Annotated in this window: 21 protein-coding genes; 9 read left to right on the forward strand and 12 right to left on the reverse strand. The window is 70.1% G+C overall.

The features are described from left to right. Positions 1-51 precede the first annotated feature (51 nt). The gene (locus tag CQ034_RS05120; RefSeq protein ID WP_105710128.1) at positions 52-702 is read left to right on the forward strand and encodes a pentapeptide repeat-containing protein; all 651 of its coding nucleotides are present in this window, start codon (positions 52-54) and stop codon (positions 700-702) included. On the opposite strand, the gene CQ034_RS05125 is transcribed toward CQ034_RS05120, so the two are convergent. From CQ034_RS05125 to CQ034_RS05175, 11 genes are all read right to left on the reverse strand, one after another. Then, complete coding sequence (locus tag CQ034_RS05125) at positions 692-2,197, reverse strand: ABC transporter ATP-binding protein (RefSeq protein ID WP_258134062.1); 1,506 nt, start codon at positions 2,195-2,197, stop codon at positions 692-694. The two genes, CQ034_RS05120 and CQ034_RS05125, sit on opposite strands and share 11 nt — an antisense overlap. Then, positions 2,194-3,006 carry an ABC transporter permease gene (locus CQ034_RS19725; protein WP_105710130.1) on the reverse strand — a complete coding sequence of 271 codons (813 nt, stop codon included), beginning with the start codon at positions 3,004-3,006 and terminating at the stop codon, positions 2,194-2,196. The genes CQ034_RS05125 and CQ034_RS19725 overlap by 4 nt, the downstream gene beginning before the upstream one ends. Continuing rightward, the gene (locus CQ034_RS05135; RefSeq protein WP_105710131.1) at positions 3,003-3,950 is read right to left on the reverse strand and encodes an ABC transporter permease; all 948 of its coding nucleotides are present in this window, start codon (positions 3,948-3,950) and stop codon (positions 3,003-3,005) included. Before CQ034_RS05135 ends, CQ034_RS19725 begins: the two co-directional genes overlap by 4 nt. A 25-nt stretch (positions 3,951-3,975) precedes the next feature. Further along, positions 3,976-5,589, reverse strand: coding sequence for an ABC transporter substrate-binding protein (locus CQ034_RS05140; protein WP_105710132.1), 1,614 nt, complete (start codon positions 5,587-5,589; stop codon positions 3,976-3,978). Positions 5,590-5,683: 94 nt separating this feature from the next. Further along, positions 5,684-7,204 (reverse strand): serine hydrolase, encoded by a 1,521-nt coding sequence (locus CQ034_RS05145; RefSeq protein ID WP_105710133.1) that lies wholly within the window; start codon positions 7,202-7,204, stop codon positions 5,684-5,686. After that, positions 7,201-7,914, reverse strand: a complete 714-nt coding sequence (locus CQ034_RS05150) for a type 1 glutamine amidotransferase (protein ID WP_105710134.1) — start codon at positions 7,912-7,914, stop codon at positions 7,201-7,203. Before CQ034_RS05150 ends, CQ034_RS05145 begins: the two co-directional genes overlap by 4 nt. Further along, the gene (locus CQ034_RS05155) at positions 7,911-9,005 is read right to left on the reverse strand and encodes a dipeptidase (protein ID WP_029261652.1); all 1,095 of its coding nucleotides are present in this window, start codon (positions 9,003-9,005) and stop codon (positions 7,911-7,913) included. Before CQ034_RS05155 ends, CQ034_RS05150 begins: the two co-directional genes overlap by 4 nt. A 16-nt stretch (positions 9,006-9,021) precedes the next feature. Next, positions 9,022-9,912 (reverse strand): aminotransferase class IV, encoded by an 891-nt coding sequence (locus CQ034_RS05160; RefSeq protein WP_105710135.1) that lies wholly within the window; start codon positions 9,910-9,912, stop codon positions 9,022-9,024. A gap of 25 nt (positions 9,913-9,937) precedes the next feature. Then, positions 9,938-11,086 carry an o-succinylbenzoate synthase gene (gene menC / locus CQ034_RS05165; RefSeq protein WP_105710136.1) on the reverse strand — a complete coding sequence of 383 codons (1,149 nt, stop codon included), beginning with the start codon at positions 11,084-11,086 and terminating at the stop codon, positions 9,938-9,940. Next, positions 11,083-11,772 carry a MurR/RpiR family transcriptional regulator gene (locus CQ034_RS05170; RefSeq protein WP_105710137.1) on the reverse strand — a complete coding sequence of 230 codons (690 nt, stop codon included), beginning with the start codon at positions 11,770-11,772 and terminating at the stop codon, positions 11,083-11,085. The genes menC and CQ034_RS05170 overlap by 4 nt, the downstream gene beginning before the upstream one ends. After that, the gene (locus CQ034_RS05175; protein ID WP_146114799.1) at positions 11,769-12,554 is read right to left on the reverse strand and encodes a GNAT family N-acetyltransferase; all 786 of its coding nucleotides are present in this window, start codon (positions 12,552-12,554) and stop codon (positions 11,769-11,771) included. Before CQ034_RS05175 ends, CQ034_RS05170 begins: the two co-directional genes overlap by 4 nt. A 93-nt stretch (positions 12,555-12,647) precedes the next feature. Between CQ034_RS05175 and CQ034_RS05180 the strand changes: the two genes are divergently transcribed. The 8 genes from CQ034_RS05180 to CQ034_RS05215 all read left to right on the forward strand — a co-directional run bounded on the left by CQ034_RS05180 (position 12,648) and on the right by CQ034_RS05215 (position 22,187). Then, positions 12,648-13,796: a M20/M25/M40 family metallo-hydrolase gene (locus tag CQ034_RS05180; RefSeq protein WP_105710139.1), complete on the forward strand. Its 1,149-nt coding sequence runs from the start codon at positions 12,648-12,650 to the stop codon at positions 13,794-13,796. Between the two features lie 289 nt (positions 13,797-14,085). After that, complete coding sequence (locus tag CQ034_RS05185) at positions 14,086-15,918, forward strand: ABC transporter substrate-binding protein (RefSeq protein ID WP_105710140.1); 1,833 nt, start codon at positions 14,086-14,088, stop codon at positions 15,916-15,918. A gap of 71 nt (positions 15,919-15,989) precedes the next feature. Further along, a complete protein-coding gene (locus CQ034_RS05190; protein WP_105710141.1) occupies positions 15,990-17,033 on the forward strand; it encodes an ABC transporter permease in 1,044 nt (347 codons plus the stop codon). Then, on the forward strand, positions 17,030-17,944 hold the full coding sequence (locus CQ034_RS05195; protein WP_091037101.1) for an ABC transporter permease: 915 nt from the start codon (positions 17,030-17,032) through the stop codon (positions 17,942-17,944). Before CQ034_RS05190 ends, CQ034_RS05195 begins: the two co-directional genes overlap by 4 nt. A gap of 1 nt (position 17,945) precedes the next feature. Further along, complete coding sequence (locus tag CQ034_RS05200; RefSeq protein WP_105710142.1) at positions 17,946-19,595, forward strand: ABC transporter ATP-binding protein; 1,650 nt, start codon at positions 17,946-17,948, stop codon at positions 19,593-19,595. After that, positions 19,592-20,545 (forward strand): LD-carboxypeptidase, encoded by a 954-nt coding sequence (locus tag CQ034_RS05205; RefSeq protein WP_105710143.1) that lies wholly within the window; start codon positions 19,592-19,594, stop codon positions 20,543-20,545. The genes CQ034_RS05200 and CQ034_RS05205 overlap by 4 nt, the downstream gene beginning before the upstream one ends. After that, positions 20,542-21,378: a serine hydrolase gene (locus CQ034_RS05210; protein ID WP_105710144.1), complete on the forward strand. Its 837-nt coding sequence runs from the start codon at positions 20,542-20,544 to the stop codon at positions 21,376-21,378. The genes CQ034_RS05205 and CQ034_RS05210 overlap by 4 nt, the downstream gene beginning before the upstream one ends. After that, entirely contained in the window at positions 21,375-22,187 is an 813-nt protein-coding gene (locus CQ034_RS05215) for a serine hydrolase (RefSeq protein WP_105710145.1), read from the forward strand. The genes CQ034_RS05210 and CQ034_RS05215 overlap by 4 nt, the downstream gene beginning before the upstream one ends. A 21-nt stretch (positions 22,188-22,208) precedes the next feature. Here CQ034_RS05215 and CQ034_RS05220 read toward each other — a convergent pair whose 3' ends face one another. Beyond that, a complete protein-coding gene (locus CQ034_RS05220) occupies positions 22,209-23,258 on the reverse strand; it encodes a P1 family peptidase (RefSeq protein ID WP_105710146.1) in 1,050 nt (349 codons plus the stop codon). Between the last annotated feature and the right edge of the window lie 78 nt (positions 23,259-23,336).

Genomic DNA, 23,336 nt, shown 5'->3' on the forward strand with positions numbered 1-23,336 from the left:
TGCCGAGGCCGGGGCCAGGCCGGTGTCTGTGCCAGGCCATAGCCTCGGAGCATGGCCCGCACGACAGAGTCCCCCGCACCGCCCCGCATCAGCGACCCCGATCTGCCCCGGGAGTTCGAGCCCGCATCCCCCGCGCGCAGCGCCGACATCATCGCCGCGAGCCTCGATCTCCACGGAACGGTGGACCTCGCCTACGCGACACTCGAACAGTGCACCGTGTCGGCGGATGCCGAAGCCGTCGACCTCACGGGCGCGACGGTGGTCGACGTCGAGATGTCCGGGGCACGCATCGCTTCACTGCGGATGCGCGACACCGGTGTGCGACGACTGCGGATCGCTGGCGGCCGCATCGGCACCCTCGACCTCAGCGAGGCACGCATCTCGGAACTCGAGCTGCGTGACGTACGGATCGACTACCTCAACCTCGGTGCCGCGAAGGTGACCGACCTCGAGATCTCCGGCTGCGCGATCCGCACGATCGACATGCCGCAGGCCGACCTCACCCGCGTCCGGTTCACCGCCACGACCAGCGACGAGGTCGACCCGCGGGGCATGCGCGCCACAGACGTCGATCTGCGCGGTCTCGATGCGATGACCTACCTCGACGCCAACAGCCTCCGCGGGACGACACTCTCGTCGTTCCAGGTGCAGCAGCTGGCGCCCGTGATCGCGGCGGGCCTGGGCATCCAGATCAAGGACTGACGGGACCGCTCGCCTCCCGCAGCTCTCGCGTGAACGGATGCTGCGGCGCCGCGAACACCTCGGCGGTCGCGCCCTGCTCCACGATCCGGCCATCCTGCATGACGAGCACCTCGTCGGCGACGGCTCCGACCACATCGAGGTCGTGCGAGACGAGGATCATCGTCAGTTTCCGTTCTTGCTGCAGTCGGGCGAGCAGCTGCAGCACGCGTTCGCGGACCGAGGGGTCGAGCGCCGACACGGGTTCGTCGAGGACGAGCACCTCGGGGTCGGCGGCGAGCGCCCGGGCGATCGCTGCGCGCTGACGCTGCCCGCCGGAGAGCGCGCGAGGACGACGGTCGGCGAGTTCGGGTGCGAGGCCGACCTCGTCCAGCAGCTCGGCGACCCGCTCGGCCCGTCTGCCCCGGGGCACGCCCGCGGCCTCGAGCCCCTCGCGCAGGGAGCGCCCGATCGTCCATCGGGGGTCGAAGGCACCGAGCGGGTTCTGGTGCACGAGCTGCACCCGCGGCTCGCCGATCCAGCGCAGCGAGCCGGCGTCCGGCTGCTCGACACCGACGATCATCCGCGCCAAGGTCGTCTTCCCCGATCCGGACTCCCCCACGACGCCGAGCGTCCGCCCCGCCACGACGGTGAACGACGCCTCGACGACCGCCGGCACCGCGTCGAAGCTCTTCGAGAGTCCGTCCACGACCAGCACCGGCGCCGACTCCGTCCGCACCCCCGCACGCGGTTCGTGGATCGTCGCCGCGATCAGCTGACGCGTGTACTCGTGCTGCGGGCTCTCCAGCACCTCGGACACCGGGCCGGACTCGACCACCTGCCCGCCCTTCATGACCAGCACCCGGTCCGCGAGCCGCCGGACGGCCGCGAAGTCGTGGCTGATGAAGACGAGCGCGGTCCCGGCGTCCGTGATCTCGCGCAGCAGGCCGAGGATCCGCGCCTGCACCGTGGCGTCCAGCGCCGTCGTCGGCTCATCGGCCACGAGGACGACAGGAGATGCGGCGATCGCGGAGGCGATCAATGCCCGCTGTCGGAGTCCGCCCGAGAGCTCGTGCGCATACTGCCGGGAGCGACGCTCCGCATCCGGCATCCACACCCGCCGCAGAAGCTCTCGCACCCGGGCGTCGAGCGCCGCCCGGCCCCGCACGATACCGTGCAGGCGCAACGGCTCCGCCACTTCCGCACCGATGCGGCGGAGCGGATCGAGCGAGACCAGGGCGTCCTGCGAGACGAGGCCGATGCCGGCGCCACGGAGCCCTCGCCAGCCGCGCTCGGAGAGCGTCGCCGCATCCCTCCCGTCGACGGTGAGCGTGTCGACCGTCACCGTCGCATCCGACGGCGTGAGCCCGAGGAGTGCGCGCGCGGTGAGTGTCTTGCCCGCTCCGGATTCCCCGACGATCGCGACGCACTCCCCCGGCTCCACCGCGAACCCGACACCGTCGACGACCGGGTCCGCGCCGAACGCGATCCGCAGTCCCCGCACCTCCAGCGCACTCACGACGTCCGCCCTTCTGCGCGTGCCCGCAGGATGCGCCCGATGACGGTCGCCGAGATGACGGTGAGGGTGATGGCGATTCCGGGGAAGACCGCGATCCACCACGCCTGTCCCAGCACGTTGCGTCCTCCGGCGAGCATCAGCCCCCATTCGGGCGTCGGCTCGGACGGGCCGAGACCGAGGAAGCTCAGGCCCGCCGCGGCCAGGATGCTCGACCCGATGCCGATCGTCGCGAGCACACTCAGCGCCCCGAGCACACCGGGGACGACGTGACGCGTGAACGCCTTCACCCTCGGTACGCCCAGGATGCGCGCGGCTTCGACGTGCTCGGCGACCCGCAGGGTCTGCGTCTGCACGCGGGCGAGCCGGATGTACACGGGCACCGCGGCGAGAGTGACCGCGATCGCGATGTTCACCGGCCCCGGGCCCAGCACCGCGACCACGACGAGAGCGACGAGGAACTCGGGAAAAGCCATCAGCACGTCGTTGACCCGCATCACGGTGGTGTCCACCGCTCGGGGTGCGACCCCGGCGAGAGCTCCGATGACGAGGCCGACCGCCAGCGCGACCGCCGTGGCGAGAAGCCCGATCCCCAGCGAGCGCCCAGCCCCGTAGACGACACGCGAGTACACGTCGCGACCGCTCTGGTCGGTGCCGAAGAGATGCTCGGCACTCGGCGGGAGCAGCGCCGAGCGGACGTCGGTCTGCAGCGGATCGTGAGTCGCGAGCATTCCGGGGAAGACGGCGGCGAAGACGATCAGGGTGAGCATCGCCACGGCCGCCCACAGCAGCACGCGCTGCGCACGCTTCATCGGACACCTCCGGCTCGGGCCGCTCCGACGCGCGGATCGATGAGGGGATGCACGAGTTCGATCACGAGGTTCACCACGACGAACACCAGGGCGCTCAGGAGGATGATGCCGGTGATGACCGGAAGGTCCCGGTCGCTGATCGCGGCCAGCGTGACACGGCCGAGTCCCGGGCGGGCGAACACGGTCTCGACGAGCACGGCACCACCGAGCACGGAACCCGTGAGGTACGCGGCGAGCGTGATGGCGGAGGCCGCGCCGTGACGCAGCCCATGACGCACCGTGAACCACGAGGGACTGGCACCGCGGGCACGCACGGTCTCCGCGAACGGCATCCGCTCCGCCTGCATCAGGCCGTCCCGCAGCACCTGACTCAGCAACGCCGCGACCGGAAGGGCGAGGGTGATCGCCGGCAGCACGAGAGTGGCCGGGTTCCGCGCCCCCGAGACGGGGAACCAGCCCAGGCCGAAGGCGAAGACGCTGAGCAGGATGAGCCCGATCCAGAACACGGGTGACGACAGCACGACCAGTTCGATGCCCGCGGCGACGGTACGAGCCACCTGGCCGCGCACGAGCACCGCGACGGCGAGCGCCAGCACCAGGGCGATGAGGAGCGCGAGCACCGAGAGCTGCAGGGTCGCGCCGAGCTGCCGGCCGATGACCTCGGACACCGGCATCCGCAGCTGGTACGACTCGCCCAGGTCTCCGCGGGCCAGCTGCCCGATGAAGCCGAGGTACTGCTCGAACGGCGGCCGATCCAGCCCGAGGTCGGCGCGGATCCCGTCTTTCACCGCCTCGCTGACCTGCGCCTGGGGACCGAGCATCACCGACACGGGATCACCCGGGATCACCCGGAACGCGAGGAAAGCGACGGTCGCGGCACCCCACAGCACGATGACGACGGATGCAGCGAGGCCGACGATGCGGACGAGAGCAGCCTTCACCACCCCTGCCCTCCGCTCAGCCGGCGGTTCAGCCGACGGTCACATCGTAGAACAGCGGCCGACCGTAGAGGTCGTACTGCAGTCCCTCGACGCGCTCGCCGACGGCGGTGATCGCCGACGGGCTGTACAGCGGCACGATGGCGGTGTGTTCGGCGTTCCACTGCTGCAGCTGCGCGTAGAGCTCGTCGCGCTCGCCCTGGTCGCTGCTGGCCACGGCCTGCTCCAGGAGTGCGTCGATCTCGGGGTCGCTCACCTGCGACGCGTTCTGGACGCCGTCGGTGTGCAGGTGGCTGCGCAGCAGATCGGGGTCGACTCCCGAGAAGCCCCAGTCGGTGAGGTCGAACGTCTTGGGCTCGTACTGCTCGTTGTAGGCGCCCGGCTCGAGCACCTCGCGCTTCACCTCGAACCCGATCCCCTTCAGGTCGGACTGGATCGCGTTGGCGAGCGCCGCGCGGTCGTCGGGAACCGGGGTCCAGGCGATCCAGCGCACCGACAGCCGCTCGCCGTCCTTCATACGGATGCCGTCGGCGTCGCGCTCGGTCCATCCGGCTTCGTCGAGCAGCGCGTTCGCGGCGTCCTGATCGAACGGCCAGCTGCCCTCGAGCGAGGCGTCATAGCCCGGGGTCGTCGAGCCGAGGATGCTCCATGCACGCGGGAACTGTCCGAAGTAGATCTCCTCCACCGCCGCGTCGATGTCGATGCCGCGCGCGAAGGCCTGACGCACCTTCTCGTCGGCGAACACCCCGTACTTCTCGTTCAGGTACAGCGAGTACGGCAGACCGGGGTACTCGATCGAGTCGACCGTGACGCCGTCGCCGAGGTCCTGCGCGAGGTTCGGCGGGATGTTGCTGGCGAGATCGGCCTCACCGCTGGTCACCACGCCCGTGCGCACCGAGGCCTCGGGCTGGATCTCGACGCGCAGCGTCTCGAACTTCGGAGCCTTCGTGTCGTGCGGGCCCCAGGCGTAGTCATCGTTGCGGGTGTACACGATCTCCTGGTCGGGCGTGTACTCGGTCAGCTCGAACGGACCGGTGCCCACGGTGATGCCGGGGCCGCCCGCCTTGAGCTTGTCGCCCGACTCCTCGAGCACGGCGGGCGAGTAGAACCCGAGCTGCGGCGTGCTGGCCGCCTGCAGGAAGGGTGCGTACGGCTGGGTGAAGGAGACCTTCACCGTGTAGTCGTCGATGACCTCGGTGCCCTCGTAGAAGGCCGCGCCGAGCATGCTGGCTGCCTGGGCCGAAACCGTCGCGGGGTCGACGATGCGGTCGAAGTTCGCCTTGACCGCCGCCGCGTCGAAGGGCTCGCCGTCGGTGAAGGTCACGTCGTCGCGGAGCGTGAAGGTGTACTCGGTGCTGTCCGGCGAGACCTCCCACTCTTTCGCGAGCCAGGGCGTGAACGTGCCGTCGGTCTCCTGGAAGACGAGCGAGTCGAGCACCGCCCGCTGCACCATGCCCGAGACATCGAGCTGGCTGATCTGCGGGTCCATGTGCCCGGCCGACAGGTTCGCGCCCTCGATGGACCACACGAGTTCTCCGTCACCCTCCCCCTCCGAGGCAGGAGCAGCGCAGGCGCTGAGCACCAGGGCGGTGGCGGCGGCGAGCGCGGCGAAAGGCAGGAGACGGCGCACGGGGTTTGCGGGCATGACGATCCTCAGAACGGACGGGGCGGGATGCGTCCATTCTACGGCGATTTCTTGGACTGGGTCGAAAAGCATGCCCCCGCGGCTCCGGGGCTCCTCACTCCCCGTCGAACACGATGCGATGGCGGTCGGCGGGCGAGACGATCTCGTCTTTCGTCCTCGTCTCGCCGTGGACGATGACGGCGACATCCAGGTTCTGCACGCGAGGCCGGGGCACACCCACCAGGCGCGCTTGCACGCGCAGGTCTGCCCTCTCCCCGGCGATCCGCCAGAGCAGCTCGGCCTCGGTGGCGGATGCGATCACCCGCTCAGCGAAGGGCTTCTGAACGGGGTGCATGCCGCCGATCGTGGCGATGTGGGCCGCAAGGCGGGAATCACGGATGCCCGGCGGCACATCCTCGAGGACGTGATCGGCCAGGCCCGGATACTCGGCGGCGGATCGGCCCTCTCGGATGGCGTCATCGATCGCCCGCGCCGCGGTCACGGTCTCCGGCCACGGCTGCACCACGGCCGACGGCGCGTCGGTGCCGTCGAGCGCGTCCTGCAGTGCGGCACCGGCCACACGCCGCGCACCGAACTCGTCCGAGTTCCCGAACGCCACCGCGCCGATGCCGGTCGCCGCATGCCAGCGCATGTGGGCGGAGAAGCCCGGAAGGCCGCCGGAGTGCTGCACGATGCGGCCGAACCGCCGGTCGTGCTCCACGAAGAGTCCGTACCCGTAGCCGGCACCGGCGAGGTCGCGTCCGTCGAACATCCCCGATGGCACGTCGATGGGTGTCCTCGGCTGCTGCATCTCGATCCGCGAGGAGGGCGCGAGCACGTGCGGCGCGAGCGGGTCGTCGGTGAAGGCCGAACCGAGGAACCACATCCAGGTGGCGATGTCGTCCACGGTGCTGAACATGCTCCCGATGCAGCCGAGGGCGCCGGTGCGCACATACGGCTCGGGGTGGAAGGTCGCGCCGTCGTCGAAGGTGCGGAAGCCGCGGGCCAGGGTGTCGTGCGCGTAGCCGTCCGCCGAATGGGCGGTGCTCGTCAGTCCCAGTGGCTCGAGCAGTGTCTCCCGCACCACGTCCTCGACGGCTCGTCCGGTGACGGCCTCGACCGCCGCGCCGACCAGCGACTGCCCGAGATTGGAGTACTGGTACGTGGTTCCGGGCGCGGCGGAGAGCAGCATCCCCTCGGAGAACAGCGCAGCGATCTCCGCTCGGGAGTCGCCCAGGTGGCGGTCGACCCAGGCGTTGTCCTCGCCGAGCCCCGACCGGTTGGAGAGCAGCAGGTCTCCGGTGAGCAGGGCATCCGCGCCCCGGTGCCTGGCGCGCACGGCGGGGAGATACTCGGTGATCGGGGCATGGAGATCGAGGGCGCCGCTGTCGCGCAGGGCGAGTGCCGTCGCGGCGAGAAAGCTCTTCGACATCGATGCGATCCGGAACACGGTGTCCCGACTCGTCGTCGCGGCGTCGGCGCGCGGATGTCCGTGGGCGCGGACACCCCGCACCTCCCCGCGCTCGCACACGGCGACGATCGATGCGGGGGCGGTCCGACGCGCCCTCCCGTCCAGCCCGCGCCGGAGTGCGCGGTCTACCGTCGTCGTCGCGAGCGGAGCGGCCGCCGCGTTCACCCGCGACCTCCGACCAGGATCTCGTCCGCGAACGCCTCGACGATCGCACGGCTGACCTCGGTGTTGTGCGCGTCGACCTCCTCGGCGGCGGCGATCAGGCGCGCCAAGGATCGTCCTTCTCCGCGCAAGGCGGCATCGTCCCAGCGGGCGAGATCGGCAGCCGAGGCCTCCGGGTGGAACTGCACGCCGCGGACGTGCCGCCCCAGCCGGAAGGCCTGAATCTCGATGGCGTCGCTGGATGCGAGCAGCACCGCCCGCGGCGGCAGACGGGTGATCATGTCCTGGTGGTTCTCGATCATCGGGGCACCGTCGCCGAGCGTCGCGATCACCGCGTCCTCCCGGCCGGACGGGGTCGGACGGATGGGCGTCGCCCCGCGCTCGACGGGGCCGGTCTTCGCCTTCACCTCTCCTCCGGCCACGTGCGCGAGCACCTGCGCGCCCAGGCAGATGCCGAGCGTCGGGAGGTCGTGGTCGATGGCCTCGGCGGCGAGCGCGCGCTCGACCGCGAGCCAGGGCGCACGGTCGTCCTCGTCCGGCATCAGGCCGCCGCCGAGGAGCACCAGTCCGGCGTAGCCGTCGAGAGTGGCGGGGAGCTCCTCCTCCGCTGCGACCACGGCGTCGACCGCGATGCCGCGGTCGACGAGCCAGGCCCCGAGGCGCCGCGGTCCGGAGCTCGCGGAGTTGACGACGACGAGCACGCGCGGGCTCACAGCGCTCCCTCCCGCGTCGACACATCGACGGCGGGCACCAGCGCGGCGGTCGCGGGCGGTGCTGCCCGCCCTGCCAGGAAGGACTCGTGATCGCGATCGGAGGCCTCCAGGACCCGGAGCACGTTCTCGTGCGCGAGGCCGGCGAGTTCGGCCTCCGACCATCCCCGCGCTCGCAGCTCTGCGAACAGCACCGGGTAGCCGGAGACGTCGGCGAGTCCGTCCGGCATCGCATCGGTGCCGTCGTAGTCCGCGCCGATGCCGACGGCGTGTGGTCCCGCGACCCGTCGGATGTGGTCGAGGTGATCGGCGACGTCGCGGACGCTCACGGCCGGCGCCTCGCCCTCGCCTCCGGCCTCCCACCAGTCGCGGCGGGCCTGCGAGACGAACGTGGGTACGAAAGCGACCATCACCACTCCGCCCTGGGCACCGATCGCGGCGAGCACGTCGTCGGGGACGTTGCGCGGGTGATCGCAGAGGGCGAGAGCACCGGAGTGGCTCACCATCACGGGGCGGGTGGTCTCCTCGAGGGCGTGACGCATCGTCGTCGGGGCAACATGGGAGAGATCGACGAGGACCCCGATGCGGTTCATCTCGCGCACGACCTCGCGGCCCCACGCACTGAGACCGCCGTGATGCGCGTCGTCGGTCGCGGAGTCGGCCCAGGTGGTCGTCCGCGACCAGGTGAGCGTCATGTACCGCGCGCCCAGACGGGCGTACTGGCGCAGCACCGCGAGCGAACCGCCGAGCTGGCTGCCGCCTTCGATGCCGATGAGCGAGGCGATCCGCCCTTCCGCCATCGCCTGGCGCACATCCGCTGCGGTCCGCGCGAAGGCGAGGCGCTCGGGGTGCGCGTCGACCAGACGGTGCACGAAGTCGATCTGCTCCAGCGTTCCGACGACCTGCTCGGCACCCTGCAGCACCGGATCGACCCATACCGACCAGAACTGTCCGGCCACCCCGCCGATCGCGAGCCGGGGAAGGTCGGTCTGCGTCGACGGCACGCCGTCCGCGAGTTCCTCCACCCCATACCCGAGCAGGGTCCTGCTCGCCCACGCCAGGTCGTTGTGTCCGTCGATCACACTGTCGAGCATCCGCTGTGCACCTCTCTCAGTCCTCGCGCGCGTCCAGCGCCGCGTTCATCCGCGCGGTCAGGTCATGGTCGATGAACCGCTCCGCACCGTCGAGCTGCCCCACCGGCACCGCGCCGCGCGTGCTGGAGCACAACCACAGCGCGTCCGCCCGATCCAGATCGTCGCGCATGAGCACCCCGATCCTCGTCGGGACGTCGGTGATTCCCGAGAATGCATCGGCCTGGGTCGTTCCGGGGAGGACGCCGAGCTCGGCGGGTGGTGTGACGAGCTCGCCGTCGATGCGGGCGATCAGCGTCGAGCGCGGGCCCTCGAGCACGAATCCGTCTGCGCTCACGAAGATCACGTCATCGGCGCCGCGACGGGCCGCCTCCCGAAGGGCAGCCTGATTCACCGCATAGGCGAGCGACTTCGCTCCCTGCAGCAGCCAGGGGGCGGTCTGCATCACGTCGTGCCGGTAGCCGCGATCCAGCACGACGGCGCGGACGCCGCGCATACGGACGGCGGAGGGGTCGCTGCCGGCGAACCCGAGCACCCAACCGGTCGGCGCTCCCTGGTCGAATTCGTCGCCTCGGGTCATGACGAACTTGACGGACGCGATCTCCCCGTCCTCCAGCACTCCGGGAAGGGACACCGCCGCGGCCGCCCGGAGCACCGCGGCTCGCCACAGGTCACGTCGGGGCGCGGGCAGCTCCATCAGCGCCGCCGAGCGTTCGAGGCGCGTCAGATGAGCCTCGAGTGCTTGCGGCCTGCCGCCGCGGACCACGGCGGTCTCGAACACCCCGTCGCCGCGATTGACGCCGAGGTCGGTCGCCCTGACGATCGGCTCACGCGGGTCGATGGGGTGGATGCTCTCCTCGACGGCGGACGTGCCCGACAGGTCGAGGCGAAACAGCAGCAGCGCACGCATGATGGTCCTCTCCGGAATGGGCGTCTCACCCGTGTGTGAGCGCGGGATCGCGGACGGTGGTGTCGGCGGAATCCCAGGTGCGGAACGCGGCCCGCTCGATCCGCTCCACGAGGACGTCGTGGCCGATGCCCGCTCCGCGAGGAACCTGCACCCTGCCCTCCACCGCGGTGACGGGTGGGGCGATGATGTCGTCGACGTAGTACTTGTCGGAACCGGAGACGTCCGACGGGAGGAGGAACCCGGGCAGTGCCGAGATCGCGACGTTCGCCGCCCGACCGATCCCGAACTCGTGCATGCCCCCGCACCAGACGGGGATGCCGGCGTCGACGGCGAGGTCGTGCGCCGCCTTCGCGACGGTGAGTCCCCCCATCCGCGACACCTTGATGTTGAGGATGCGCGCGGCGGAGAGCCTGATCATCGTGCGCAGATCGCCGAGCCCGATGACGGACTCGTCCAGGCACACCGCCGTTCCGATCCGGGCCTGGAGCGTCGCGTGCGCCACCATCTCCCGCGGGGCGAACGGCTGCTCGATCATGGTCAGACCCAGTGCGTCGAGCTGTGTGAACACGGCAGCGGAGTCGTCGTCGTCGGGATACGCGCCGTTCGCGTCGACGTGGAGGTCGAGGTCGGGGTGCGCGTCGCGCACCGCTCGCACCGGCTCCACGTCCCACCCGGGGGCGATCTTGAGCTTCACGCGCGGATATCCTGCGGCGCGCTGCAGCTCCACCTGGCCCAGGAGCTCGTCGATCGACGGCTCGATGCCGAGCGAGACTCCTGCCACCACCTCGTCACGGGTGCCCCCGAGCGCCGTCGCGAGGGAGAGCCCCCGGCGGCGGGCGAAGAGGTCCCACACCGCGCCGGAGAAGCCGGCTCGGGCGAACTCGTTGCCGCGTACCCGCGCCCACGTCATCTCCAGATCGGCAGGTTCCTCACCCTCGGCACCGACGAGGGCCGGCACGAGGTAGCGGGTGGCGATCTCCCACGCCGTCGTGGTCGTCTCCGCGCCGAAGTACGGGTCGCTGGGCGCGGCGATCTCTCCCCAGCCACGACGGCCTTCCTCGTCGGTGGCCTCGACGATGATGTGCTCGATGCCCGATTTGCGATGCGAACTGGTCTCGAAGCTGTGCCGCAGGTCCTGACGCACCGCGAACAGCCGGATGCGGGTGATCTTCACGTCTCCACCTCCTCGTCGACCTCGGGCCGCGAGGGATCCGAACTGTACAGTCCCAGTCGTGCGACGAGCCGATCGCGCTCGGCCAGGCGACGGCGGGCTCCCTTCGCGCTCGCCGTCGTCAGCGCACTCAGCAGGTGGCAGACGGCCGCGACCGGGGTGGGCGAGTCCGCGTAGGACGCCGACCCGGTGCGCACCCGGATGAGCGAGGTCGCGAGCGGCGCCAGCGGGGCGTCCTCGCTGTCGGTGATCACCACGAGCTGCCCGCCGGCCTCCCGGAACAGCTGCCCGAGCCGCACGGTCTCCTCGCGGTAGCGCCGGAGGGAGAAGGCGATGAGCACGTCGGAGGCCCGTACATCCGTCAGCACGGTCAGCGGCTGCAGCGCATGCCCGTCGACGAGGAAGACGTTGGACAGCGTCGCGGACAGGTCGGCGTTGAGCAGCTGCGCGTAGGCCGCCGCCTTCCCCTCACCCGCGACGTAGCGTCGTCGGGCGCCCAGCAGCAGCGCCGCGGCCTGCGGCACCTGGGCCGACGTGCTCAGCTCCTCGAACGTGAGCGCGAGCGTGCGCAGCTCGGTCTCGATGATGCGCGCCTGGATGCTCTCCGCCGAGAGGTTGGTCCGGATGCGCTCGCCGAAGCGGTCCCGCGGTGAAACGAGCTCGCGGTCCTCGTGCTGCTGGTCGCTCATGCGATGGCCTTCCCTGATGTGGCGCGGTAGACCGCGGTGTGCTCGTCGACACGGGAGGCCGCGACGAGCACGTCGCCTCGCCGGAACACCTCCGTCATCGCACTCTCCAGCTGCCGCCGCAGCGCCGGGCGCTCGCCGGGGGCGAGCTCATCCGCACGCGCGGGGATCGCGATCCAATCGGCGTCGCCGACGTGCACGACGCGCCCCCAGTCCTCCCTGCCCAGTCCCGCCGGAACGCCCGATCGCGGCGCCCGGGGTGCGGTCGTGGTCGCGGTCAGATCCCAGGAGACCACGAGCCGGTCGGTGTCGGGCCGGGCGTAGTAGTCGCGTTCGAACGCGATGCCGACCGCACCGAGCGAGCTGAGGTTGAAGTGCGCGTTCCGCGCCAGCAGCGGATCGAAGGTCCAGCGCATGGACTGCTGCCCCCACCGGAGCGCGACGTCGCGTTGGGCGAGCTTGAGCGCCTGACCGACTCCGCGGCCCTGCTGCGCGGCATCGACCGCGGCCGCCTGCGAGTAGTGGAAGTGGGTCCCGCTCGCATCGCAGCCCGCGAAGCCGTACGCGAACCCGATGAGCCCCCCGTCGTCTGCGAAGGCCCCCACCGCGGATCCGCCGTTACGTGCGAGCGCGGTGAGCAGATTGGCGTTGAGCGCGTACTCCTGCTCGGTGTACGCGAAGACGCGCGCATAGAGTGCCGCCGCCTCACGGAACTCGGAGTACTGGGTCAGTTCGCGGCAGTCGTAACCGACGCCCGCGTCGGCGGCCACCGAAGAGTGAGGCACGATACGTTTCCTAAGATCGAACGAGTGATGCAGCTGGGAGCGATGTTATCGGCGGCTTGCACCTCAATCAAGAGGCAGATACGGTTCGTAACTGTGACCACTTTCCCGGCAGCTCCCGGAGCGGACCACCCTTCAGACGACATCATCGCACTCGTGCGCGAACTTGTGACCCGCGAGTCGCCCACCCGCGATGCCGTGGCGAGCCGCAGCATCGCCGATCTCCTCACCGGATGGTTCGAGGGCGTCGGCGGGGAGGTCCGCCAGGAGCCGACCGCCGCGGGAACGGATCTCGTCATCGACGTCGCCGGAGCCGGCGATCCGTACCTCCTGATCGGTCACACCGACACCGTGTGGCCGGAGGGCACCCTCGACGGCGCGCTGCCCTGGTCTCAGCAGGGCGACGTCGTGCGCGGGCCCGGCGCCTACGACATGAAGGCCGGGATCGTGGTCATGCTCGAAGCCCTGCGGCGACTTCAGCCGCTCCCGCGCGAACGCCGCAGAGCCGTGCGCATCGTCCTGGTCGCCGACGAGGAGGTCGGCTCGCCCGAGTCGGGTCCCCTGCTCGCCGAACGCGCACGCGGAGCTGTCGCGGCCATCGGATTCGAGTCGCCACATCCGGACGGCGCCCTCAAGGTCGGCAGGCGCGGGAGCGCACGGGTCAGGATCGCGGTCACCGGGCGCGCCGCACACGCCGCCCTCGACCCCGAGCACGGCATCTCCGCCGTGGACGAGCTCGTCGATCAGTTGATGCGGGTGCGAGAGATCGTCGCGGATCCCGCCTTGCCGGGACCCGTGCTCTGCAATGTGGGGACGATCTCCGGTGGCGCCCGCGCCAACGTGATCCCCGCACGGGCAGAGGCGGAGATCGGTCTCCGCTTCACCGATCCGGTCACCGAGGAGCGGGTGATGCGGGCACTCGCCGCACTGCGGCCCGTCCGCGCCGGTGCGGAGATCGTCGTCGAGACCCTGAGCGCCCGCCCTGCCTGGGTCGCCTCCGCGCAGGACGCCGCGCTGGTGGCGGCCATCGAACGGTCCGCCGCCGGCATCGGACAGCGCATCGAGGCGCGTCCGGCGGCCGGCGCGGGCGACACCAATCTGCTGGGCGCCCTCGGGCTGCCGACGGTCGACGGATTCGGACCCCGCGGAGGCGGCGCGCATGCGGAGGACGAGCACTTCCTGCGCTCCTCCCTCGGCGAGCGCATCGCACTCCTGCGTGCCGTGCTCACCCTGCCCGCGGAGTGAGGATACGATTCCCGTTTGCGCCCTGATCACGCTGATCCGAGGGATACGTTCCGGATCTCAGGACGGAAATACCGCATCTTCGAACTCCCTTCGCGTGGGGCGCATCCTTGCATCCGCATGTTTCCGGGCTGTTACACCCGGAAAGCAACCTGCGCCCAGATGCCGACTAGCGAAAAATCTTCGACGATACGCAACGAATCCCTTGACCCGGAGGCAGACTTCCGCTTGCATGGTCTCCACCGACCCGGCTTCATCGTGGATCCGGGCGGTGCCCGAAGGGACTTCTTCTATGCGTCTTGCCCCCCGCTCCAGAACAGCACGAAGTCTGACCGCCGCTGCGATCGCCTCCGCGCTCCTCATCGCTGCTCCCGCCGGTGCCGCTCAGGCGCAGTCCGTGAGTGCCGCGACCGAATCCCCCGCCTCCGAGACCACGTTGCGCATCGCGACGTCCGGCTTCGTCGACACGTTCAACCCGTTCATCTCGATCTACCTGACGCCGACGAACATCATCCGCTACGTGTACGAGTCCCTCGTGCAGAACGACGCCGAGGACGGTTCCCCCACCAAGGGCCTCGCCGACTCCTGGGAGGCCAGCGACGGCGGCCAGACCTGGACCTTCACCCTGCAGGACGATCTCACCTGGTCGGACGGCGAGCCGATCACCTCGGCCGATGTGAAGTACACCTACGACCAGATGATGACCGTGCCGGCCCTCGGGACCGCGAACGGCAACCTCGTCTCCAACTTCGACTCGGTCGAGACCCCCGACGACAAGACCGTGGTGATCTCGCTCAAGACGCCGCAGGCACCCAACCCCGGCTCCGAGATCCCGATCGTCCCGCAGCACATCTGGGAGGCGGTCGACGACCCGACCACGTTCGCGAACGACTCCGAGGTGGTCGGCTCCGGCCCCTTCGTCCTGGACAGCTACTCGGCCAACCAGTCGATCGTGCTCAAGGCGAACAAGAACTTCTGGCGTGGTGCCCCCAAGATCGACGCGATCCAGTACGTGTACTACACCAACTCGGACGCCCAGGTGCAGGCGCTGAAGGCCGGCGACGTCGACCTCGTCTCGGGCCTCACCCCGACGCAGTTCGAGGCGCTCGACGGCGTCGAGGGCATCACGACCCATTCCGGGATCGGCCGCCGCTATCACTCGATCAGCATCAACCTGGGCCAGCAGACCCGCGAGAACGTGCCCTACGGCACCGGTAACGCGGCGCTGAAGGACCTCGAGGTCCGACAGGCGATCCGCCTCGGCACCGACACGGAGACGCTGCTCGACAAGGTGCTCTCCGGCGAGGGCGTGCAGGCCACCAGCTTCATCCCCGCGTCCTTCCCGAAGTGGCACCTCTCGGACGACGACGAGGTGATCGTCGGATTCGACCCCGACGCAGCGAAGGCGAAGCTCGACGACGCGGGCTGGGTGCCCGCTGCCGACGGCATCAGGGAGAAGGACGGACAGCGTCTGAGCCTGCGCCTGCTGACGGACGCCGACGACTCGAACGAGCAGTCCATCGCCGAGTTCTTCGTCCCGTGGATGAAGGACATCGGGATCGAGATCGCGGTCGAGTCGACCGACTCGGACACCATCAGCGCGAAGGCCACGTCCGGCGACTACGACCTGTACTTCAGCGGATGGTCCGTCAACCCCGACCCCGACTACCAGCTCGGCATCAACACCTGCATGAACCTGCCCACGGCGACAGACGGCACCGGCGGCACCACGCAGGACGGCTACTGCAACCCCGAGTTCGACGAGCTGTACGCCCAGCAGCGCTCGGAGACCGACGAGGAGAAGCGCCAGGAGATCGTGCACGACATGCTGGCACTGAACTACACCGACACGGCGCAGGTCGCCACCTGGTACGCCAACTCGCTCGAGGCCTACCGCTCCGACCGCTTCACCGGCTTCACCCTGCAGCCCAAGGACGGCGGCATCATCGCGAACCAGGCCGGCTACTGGGGCTACCTCACGGTAGAACCCGTCGAGGGCGCGACCGCCAGCGGCACCGGCACGAACACCGGACTCATCATCGGAGGCATCGTGGTGGGAGTGGTCCTCATCGGAGGACTGGTCTTCTTCCTGATCCGTCGTCGCAACATCGCCGACGTCGAATGACTCCAGCGAGACGCCGCGGGCGGCGGGCATCCGCCCCCGCGGCGTCTCCCGGTCCGCTGTAAGGAGACTTCATGTCGAACGCGGTTCCCCCATCCACATCCGCCATCGCCACCAGCGCCGCAGCCGAGGAGCAGCCGAGAGGTCTCGGCGGCCTCCGCTACTTCCTGGTCAAGCTGGGCGGCGCGGCCATCAGCATGGCGATGGTCATCCTCCTCGGATTCTTCGCCTTCAAGATCCTGCCCGGAGACCCGGTCGCATCGATCGCGCGCGAGCGCGGCATGAGCGCCGAACAGGTGGCGCAGCTGCGCGAGCAGCTCGGCCTGAACAAGCCCCTGTGGCAGCAGTTCTTCGACTACCTCGGCAACGTCTTCACGCTGAACTTCGGCACGAGCTACGTGTACCGCACCTCGGTCTCCGAACTCATCGGCATGTATTTCTGGAACACGATCCTCCTCACCGGCACCGCGGCGATCATCGCCATCGCCCTCGGCCTGTGGCTCGGGCAGAAGGCCGCGTGGAAGCACGGCTCCACCTTCGACCGCATCGTCTCGGGCACCTCGCTGGTGTTCTGGTCGGTCCCGACGTTCTGGCTCGCCCTGCTGCTGCTGATGATCTTCGGCGGCACGCTGCACTGGTTCCCCACCGGCGGGATGGTCTCCCCCAACCCGCCCACCGATCCCGTCGGCGCCGTCCTCGACGTGATCTCGCACATGGTCCTGCCCGTGATCACGATGGTCGCCGTCGTCTATGCGCAGTACCTGATGGTGATGCGCAGCTCGCTCCTGGAGGAGATGGGCGCCGACTATCTCACGACCGCGCGCGCGAAGGGACTACGGGAAGACCTCGTGCGCCGCCGCCACGCCGTCCCCAACGCCCTGCTCCCGACCGTCACCCTCGTCTTCATGCACATCGGCGGGCTGATCGCCGGGGCGGTGACGGTGGAGACCGTGTTCTCGTGGCCCGGACTGGGCAAGCTCACCTTCGAGGCCATCTCCGGTCCCGACCTGCCCCTCCTGCAGGGCACCTTCGTGGTGTTCTCCACGATCATCATCGTGATGAACCTCATCGCGGACCTCATCTACCGTCAGCTCGACCCGAGGGTGAGGCGCGCATGAGCACGGCATCCACTTCCATCCGCTCGCCCCGCGCGCTCGCCTGGCACCGCCGTGGGGCGGCGTTCGCCGACTTCTGCCGCCAGTTCACGCACCACCGCGCGGGCATGGTCGGTCTGATCTTCCTGGTCATCGTCGCGGCAGTGGCGATCCTGGCACCGGTGATCGCACCCTCGAGCATGCTCGACGTCACCAAGCTCGTCGACCCGGAGCGGTTCGCGCCGCCCTCGTGGCAGCACCCGCTCGGCACCGATCAACAGGGCCGCGAGATCTGGGTCCGCATGGTGTGGGGGGCGCGCGTCTCCCTTCTGGTCGGACTCGCGGCCACCGCCATGTCGATGGTCATCGGCACACTGGTCGGGCTCTCCGCCGGTCACTTCACCGGCTTCTTCGGCGGCCTGATGATGCGCATCATCGACTTCTTCCTCGTGCTGCCCTCGCTCATCCTCGCGATCGTGCTCTCCTCGGTGCTCAGCCGCGGTGTCTGGACGATCATCATCGCGATCGGGCTCACCTCCTGGGCGGGCACGGCGCGCGTGGTGCGGGCGCAGACCCTGTCGATCGAATCGCGCGACTACATCGAGCGCTCGCGGGCCCTCGGCGCCGGCCACTGGCACATCATCATCAAGCACCTCCTCCCCGGCGTGCTGCCTCTGGTGCTCGCCAACACCACGCTCACAGTGGGTTCGGCGATCATCTCCGAGTCCACGCTGGCGTTCCTCGGGCTCGGCGACACCACGCTGCAGTCCTGGGGCTCGATCCTGAAGAACGCGATGGACGTGTCCGCGGCGACCAGCGGCTACTGGTGGTACGTGCTCGTGCCCGGTATCGCGATCGTCCTGGTGGTGCTGTCGTTCACCCTGATGGGCCGCGCCGTCGAGAACATCACGAACCCGACGCTGAGGAGCCGATGACATGCCCGATCTGATCTTCGACGACGTCTCGATCACCTACCGCACCGCCGGGCGCGCCGGGCGGGACGAGGTCGCCGCCGTCCGCAACGTCTCACTGACGCTGCCGGCGGGCCAGACGCTCGGCATCGCCGGGGAGTCGGGGTCCGGTAAATCGACCCTGGCGATGAGCGTGCTGCGCCTGCTGCCCCACAACGCACGCCTGAGCGGCCGCGTGCTCCTGGGCGACCAGGACGTCGCGGAGCTCTCCTTCGGCCAGCTCCGCGCGGTGCGCTGGGCGCAGACCTCCATCGTGTTCCAGGGGGCGATGCACTCGCTGAACCCGGTACGGACCGTGGGCTGGCAGCTGCTCGAGGCCCTGGAGCTGCACGCGTCGGATCGCTGGAAGAGCGAGAAGGGCCGCAAGCAGCGCATGGCGGAGCTGCTGGATGTCGTCGACCTCCCGCAGCAGAAGTCCGAGTCGTACCCGCACGAACTCTCCGGCGGCCAGAAGCAGCGGGTGATGATCGCGATGGCCCTGGCGTGCGACCCCGAGGTCATCATCGCCGATGAGCCGACGACCGCTCTCGATGTCATCGTGCAGAAGCAGATCCTCGACATGATCTCGCGGCTCGTCTCCGAGCGCGGCATCTCGATGCTGATGATCAGCCACGACCTGTCGGTCCTCGCGACGGCGTGCCAGCGCATCGCCATCATGCGCGACGGCGAACTCGTCGAGGTCGGTGAGAGCTACGCCGTCTGCACGCGTCCGACGCAGGACTACACCCGGCAGCTGGCCGACGCCTTCCCCACCATCGGCGACCCGGCCTCCCGCCTGGCGCCGGTGACCCGGCACGGGCAGGACGCCGACGAGGTGCCGGACATCGCCCATGGCGACGAGGTGCTGCTGGAGGCCCGCGGGGTCAACGTCACTTATCGATCGGGTAGTCGGCCGGTGCACGCCGTGCGCGACGTCGACCTCACCGTGCGTCGAGGCGAGATCGTCGCGCTCGTCGGACAATCCGGTTCAGGGAAGTCGACACTCGCCAGGGCGCTCATGGGCCTGCAGCCCGCCGACCCCGGCTCCCGGATCCTCTTCGACGGCGCGGAGATGCCCACGAAGGGCCGCGACCTCGCGCACTTCCGCTCCCAGGTGCAGCTCGTGCTCCAGGACCCCTGGGCCGCGCTGAACCCGAAGCACAGCGTGTACGAGTCGGTCGCCGAAGGTCTACGGGTGCAGCGCTTCACAGGCGACGAACGCGAGCGCGTGGCCCAGAGCCTCACTGATGCCGAGATGACGCCGCCGGAGAGGTTCTTCAGCGCCATCCCGCAGGAGCTCAGCGGCGGGCAGCGCCAGCGCGTGGTGATCGCCGGTGCCCTCGCCGTGCAGCCGCAGATGCTCATCGCCGACGAACCCGTCGCTTCGCTCGACGCCTCGGTGCGGGGAGAGATCCTCGGCCTGCTGCTCGACCTGCGCCGGCGGCTCGGACTCTCCGCGCTCGTCATCACGCACGATTTGGGTCTCGCCTGGAACATCGCCCACAGCGTCGCCGTGATGTACCGCGGGGAGATCGTCGAACGGGGCACGACCGAGGAGGTCCTGTTGAATCCACAGCACGAGTACACCCGGCATCTGCTCTCCGCAGCACCGCGCATCGAGGAGCAGCCGGCATGACCCGCACGACCTCTCCTTACCTCGACTCCGCCCCGCTGCAGCCCGGAGACACCGTGGCGATCGTCTCGCCGTCCGGGCCGGGGAACGAGGAGAACACGCAGCGCGCGGTCGACTACTACGAGTCATGGGGTCTGCGGGTGCGGGTGGGCGACCACGTGCTCACCCCGCACCCGCGCGCGTCGTACCTCGCCGGTCCCGACGATGTGCGCCGCTCGGATCTCGTCGATGCGTGGATGGACCCGGACGTGGATGCCGTCGTGGCCGCCCGGGGCGGGTACGGGGCACTGCGACTGCTCGACGGCATCGACTGGGCGGAGATGCGCCGCGGAGCGCTGCGGCGCGACGGTCGCCCGAAGCTCCTCACCGGCTCCTCCGACATCACCGCGCTGCACGAGACCATGCGCGCGCACCTGGACCAGGCGACGCTGTTCTGCCCGATGGCGGGCAACAACGTCTTCCGCGACTCGGAACAGGTGCGCGCCGACGTGCAGCGGTGGTTGTTCGAGCCCTGGCGCGGACGCGAGCTGATCGGCCCGAAGACCGAGGTGATGACACCGGGGCGCGCGGTCGGGCGTTTCACCGGCGGCAATCTCAGCCTGCTCGCCGCCGGGCTCGGCGCCCCCGAGGCTGCCGTGCCGGCTCCCGGCATCCTTTTCCTCGAGGACATCACCGAGGAGCCCTACCGGCTGGACAGCTTCGTGACGCAGCTGCGGAGGGCGGGGCGACTCGCGCAGGCGAACGGGATCGTGCTGGGCTCCTGGCACGAATGCGGCGACCTCGAGCTCGTGCACGCCCTCATGCGCGACGAGTTCCAGGACACCGGCGTGCCCGTGCTGTGGGAGCAGGGCTTCGGGCACGACCCGCACGCCCTGACGATCCCCCTCGGCGTCGACGGCGTCCTCGACGCGATGACGGACGAGCCGCGACTCACGGTGGGAGTGCCCGGATGATCGCCGTGCCGACCCTCGATCCCCGTATCACCTGGTCGGTGCGGATGATCGACGCCGACAGCGGCGCCACCCTCGCCGAGCACGACCCACACGTGCAGTGCGAGACCGCCAGCATCGGCAAGATCTTCCTCCTGCTCGAAGTCGCGCGCCGACTCGAAGACGGCACGCTCGATCCGGATCAGCCGGTCGCCATCCCGGAGGGGCACCGCGTGGAGGACTCCGGTCTGCTCTACCGGATGCGCAATCAGGGTATCGGCGTGCACGACGCCGCCCTCCTCGTCGGCGCGGTGAGCGACAACCTCGCCACGAACGCCCTCATCCACCTGTGCGGCCTCGAGTCCGTGCGCGCCGTCGCGCCGGCCCTCGGATACACGCAGACCTCGCTGCACGACTACATCCGCAACGAGCGCACGCCCGACCTGCCCTGGACACCGTCGTACGGCACCGCGGCGGAACTGGCCGACCTGATGCGCCGCCTCGGTGCCGGTGAGGCCTTCTCCCCCGCGGTGAGCGCACGCGTGCTCGACTGGCTGGCCGCCGACACCGACACGTCCATGACCGCCGATGCCTTCCTGCTCGACCCGCTCGCCCACGTGGACGCCGAGTACCAGGGCATGGTCCTGCGGCACAAGACCGGCAGCGTCGGATTCGCCCGCGTCGACACCGGCCTGCTCCGCGGCCCCGTCGCGACCGTCGCCTACGCGGTGGCCGCGAACTGGAAGCAGAGTCCGACCGATCTGCGCGCGCCCGTCATCGACGGTATGAGAGACATCGGAGAGCGGATCCGACTGCATGTCACCGGGCTCGCGCGTGACGAGACGGGGCTCGCATGAGCGTCATCGGCGCGGAACTGCCTGCGGATCACGGCGCGGTGTGGTCCATCCTGGTGAAGGACATCGACACCGGCGAGGTGCTGCTGCAGCATGAGCCCGAGGCGGCGCTCGATACCGCGAGCGTCGGCAAGATCTTCCTGCTTCATCGGCTGCTCACCGAGGTCGATGCCGGGACGCGGAGCCTGGAAGAGCGCGTGACGCGCCGCCCCGTGGAGTCCATCGACGACTCCGGGCTCTGGTACCTGCTGCAAGCGGCGGAGCTGTCGCTCCACGACGTGGCCGCCCTCATCGGCGCGGTCAGCGACAACGCCGCGACGAACACCCTGGGCCGGGTGATCGGGATCCCCGTGGTCCAGGAGCACACGCGCGCCCTCGGCTACACCTCCTCCGCGCTGGACGACATCGTGCGATGGCCGATCCCGCCCGGCGCTCCGACGACGCTGTCGCATGCGAGCGCCACCGAACTGGTGCGATTCATGACGCGTCTCGCCGACGGGACCGACCTGACCCCGGCATCGGCCGACACCTTCCGACGCTGGCTCGGCGCGGGCATGGACCTGTCGATGGTCGCGTCCGCCTTCGACCTCGACCCGCTCGCACACTGGGGCTTCGACCGCGGCATCTGGCTGCTCAACAAGACCGGCACGATCTCCCGGGTGCGCGCCGACACGGGCATCGTGATGTCGCCGGATCGCCGGATCGCCTATGCGGTGCTGGCGAACTGGGACCGCGGCGCGGACGGGCGCGGACCGGTGCTGGCCGCGATGCGCACGATCGGCGAGGGCATCCGCAGCGCGCTCGCCGGGTGAGTCCACGGCTGTGCACGCGGGTCAGACGGCCCCGGCGCGGGCGAGACGCGCCCGGACCTCGTCGATGGGCACCGCACGCGCGGTCCGACCATCGGGGCCGACGGTCGTCTCGGCGGCGAGCACGGAGTTGATCAGGGCCTCCTCCACGGCATCCATCGTGGCGGCGAACAGCGGCGACAGCAGGTCGTCCGCCACCGGCCCTCCGAGCGCCGGATCGTGCACCGAGAACGCGATCGCGTAGTCGCCGCTGCCCTGCGCGTAGTCGGCGCCGACGCCCCGCATCGCGAACACCGCACGGGCGGCCACCCGCCCGAGCTGGCGTCCGTCGACGGGCGCATCCGTCGCGACGACGATCATGCACGAGTTGCCGACGGGTTGAGCTGCGGCCTCGGCCAGCAGCTCCTCCGCGGGAAGCGGTACTCCCGCGATCCGCAACGTCCCACTGAAGTTGGTCTGCACCAGGGCACCGACCGTGCGCATCCGTCCGGCGACGTCGACGAGTCGGGACGACGTGCCGATGCCGCCCTTGTAGCCGAGCGCGACCGTCCCCGCACCGGCCCCGACGCACCCCTCCACGACGGGGCCGGCGGCCGCCGCCTCCAACGCCTGGACCACCTGCTCCTCGCCGACGGCCCGGCGCCGGATGTCGGAGAGGAAGCCGTCGTTCGTCTCACCCACGACCGGGTTCAGCGTCATCGTCCGCGCGTGGGACGGGGTCGCCAGCAGGTGTCCGAGCAGCGCGTCGGCGACGCGGAAGACCGACAGGGTCGAGGTGAGGAGGATCGGGGTCTCCAGTGCGCCGAGCTCGCGGAGCTGCGTGGCACCGACGAGCTTGCCGTAGCCGTTGCCGACCGAGAGGTTCGCGGGGAGGCTGCGGCGCTCCCCGGTCAGGGCATCGGGCACGATCGCGGTGACCCCGGTGTGGAGACCATCGCCGTGCAGCGTGGCGTGCCCGACCCGGACACCGCCGACATCGGTGATCGCGTTCTCCGCACCGCGCGCGAACGCCCCCGACGGGACGCCGAGGTCGGCGAGGCGGGGACGGGAGGAGGCGGACGACAGCGGTGTCATGCTCCGATCCTTCCAGGGGCGGAGGTGCGAACATCCGCGCCGCGCCGGGCGACTCCGCCGTGTCCAGCCGGCCTTCCG

It is taken from the genome of Microbacterium sp. MYb45, from assembly GCF_002979655.1.
Taxonomy (GTDB): domain Bacteria; phylum Actinomycetota; class Actinomycetes; order Actinomycetales; family Microbacteriaceae; genus Microbacterium.

Bases quoted from the DNA above. Each gene is read 5' to 3' on its own strand.
- CQ034_RS05120 (WP_105710128.1), top strand. From the start codon at position 52: ATGGCCCGCACGACAGAGTCCCCCGCACCGCCCCGCATCAGCGACCCC.
- CQ034_RS19725 (WP_105710130.1), bottom strand. From the start codon at position 3,006: ATGAAGCGTGCGCAGCGCGTGCTGCTGTGGGCGGCCGTGGCGATGCTC.
- CQ034_RS05140 (WP_105710132.1), bottom strand. From the start codon at position 5,589: ATGCCCGCAAACCCCGTGCGCCGTCTCCTGCCTTTCGCCGCGCTCGCC.
- CQ034_RS05155 (WP_029261652.1), bottom strand. From the start codon at position 9,005: ATGCTCGACAGTGTGATCGACGGACACAACGACCTGGCGTGGGCGAGC.
- CQ034_RS05160 (WP_105710135.1), bottom strand. From the start codon at position 9,912: ATGCGTGCGCTGCTGCTGTTTCGCCTCGACCTGTCGGGCACGTCCGCC.
- CQ034_RS05170 (WP_105710137.1), bottom strand. From the start codon at position 11,772: ATGAGCGACCAGCAGCACGAGGACCGCGAGCTCGTTTCACCGCGGGAC.
- CQ034_RS05185 (WP_105710140.1), top strand. From the start codon at position 14,086: ATGCGTCTTGCCCCCCGCTCCAGAACAGCACGAAGTCTGACCGCCGCT.
- CQ034_RS05190 (WP_105710141.1), top strand. From the start codon at position 15,990: ATGTCGAACGCGGTTCCCCCATCCACATCCGCCATCGCCACCAGCGCC.
- CQ034_RS05195 (WP_091037101.1), top strand. From the start codon at position 17,030: ATGAGCACGGCATCCACTTCCATCCGCTCGCCCCGCGCGCTCGCCTGG.
- CQ034_RS05200 (WP_105710142.1), top strand. From the start codon at position 17,946: ATGCCCGATCTGATCTTCGACGACGTCTCGATCACCTACCGCACCGCC.
- CQ034_RS05205 (WP_105710143.1), top strand. From the start codon at position 19,592: ATGACCCGCACGACCTCTCCTTACCTCGACTCCGCCCCGCTGCAGCCC.
- CQ034_RS05210 (WP_105710144.1), top strand. From the start codon at position 20,542: ATGATCGCCGTGCCGACCCTCGATCCCCGTATCACCTGGTCGGTGCGG.
- CQ034_RS05215 (WP_105710145.1), top strand. From the start codon at position 21,375: ATGAGCGTCATCGGCGCGGAACTGCCTGCGGATCACGGCGCGGTGTGG.
- CQ034_RS05220 (WP_105710146.1), bottom strand. From the start codon at position 23,258: ATGACACCGCTGTCGTCCGCCTCCTCCCGTCCCCGCCTCGCCGACCTC.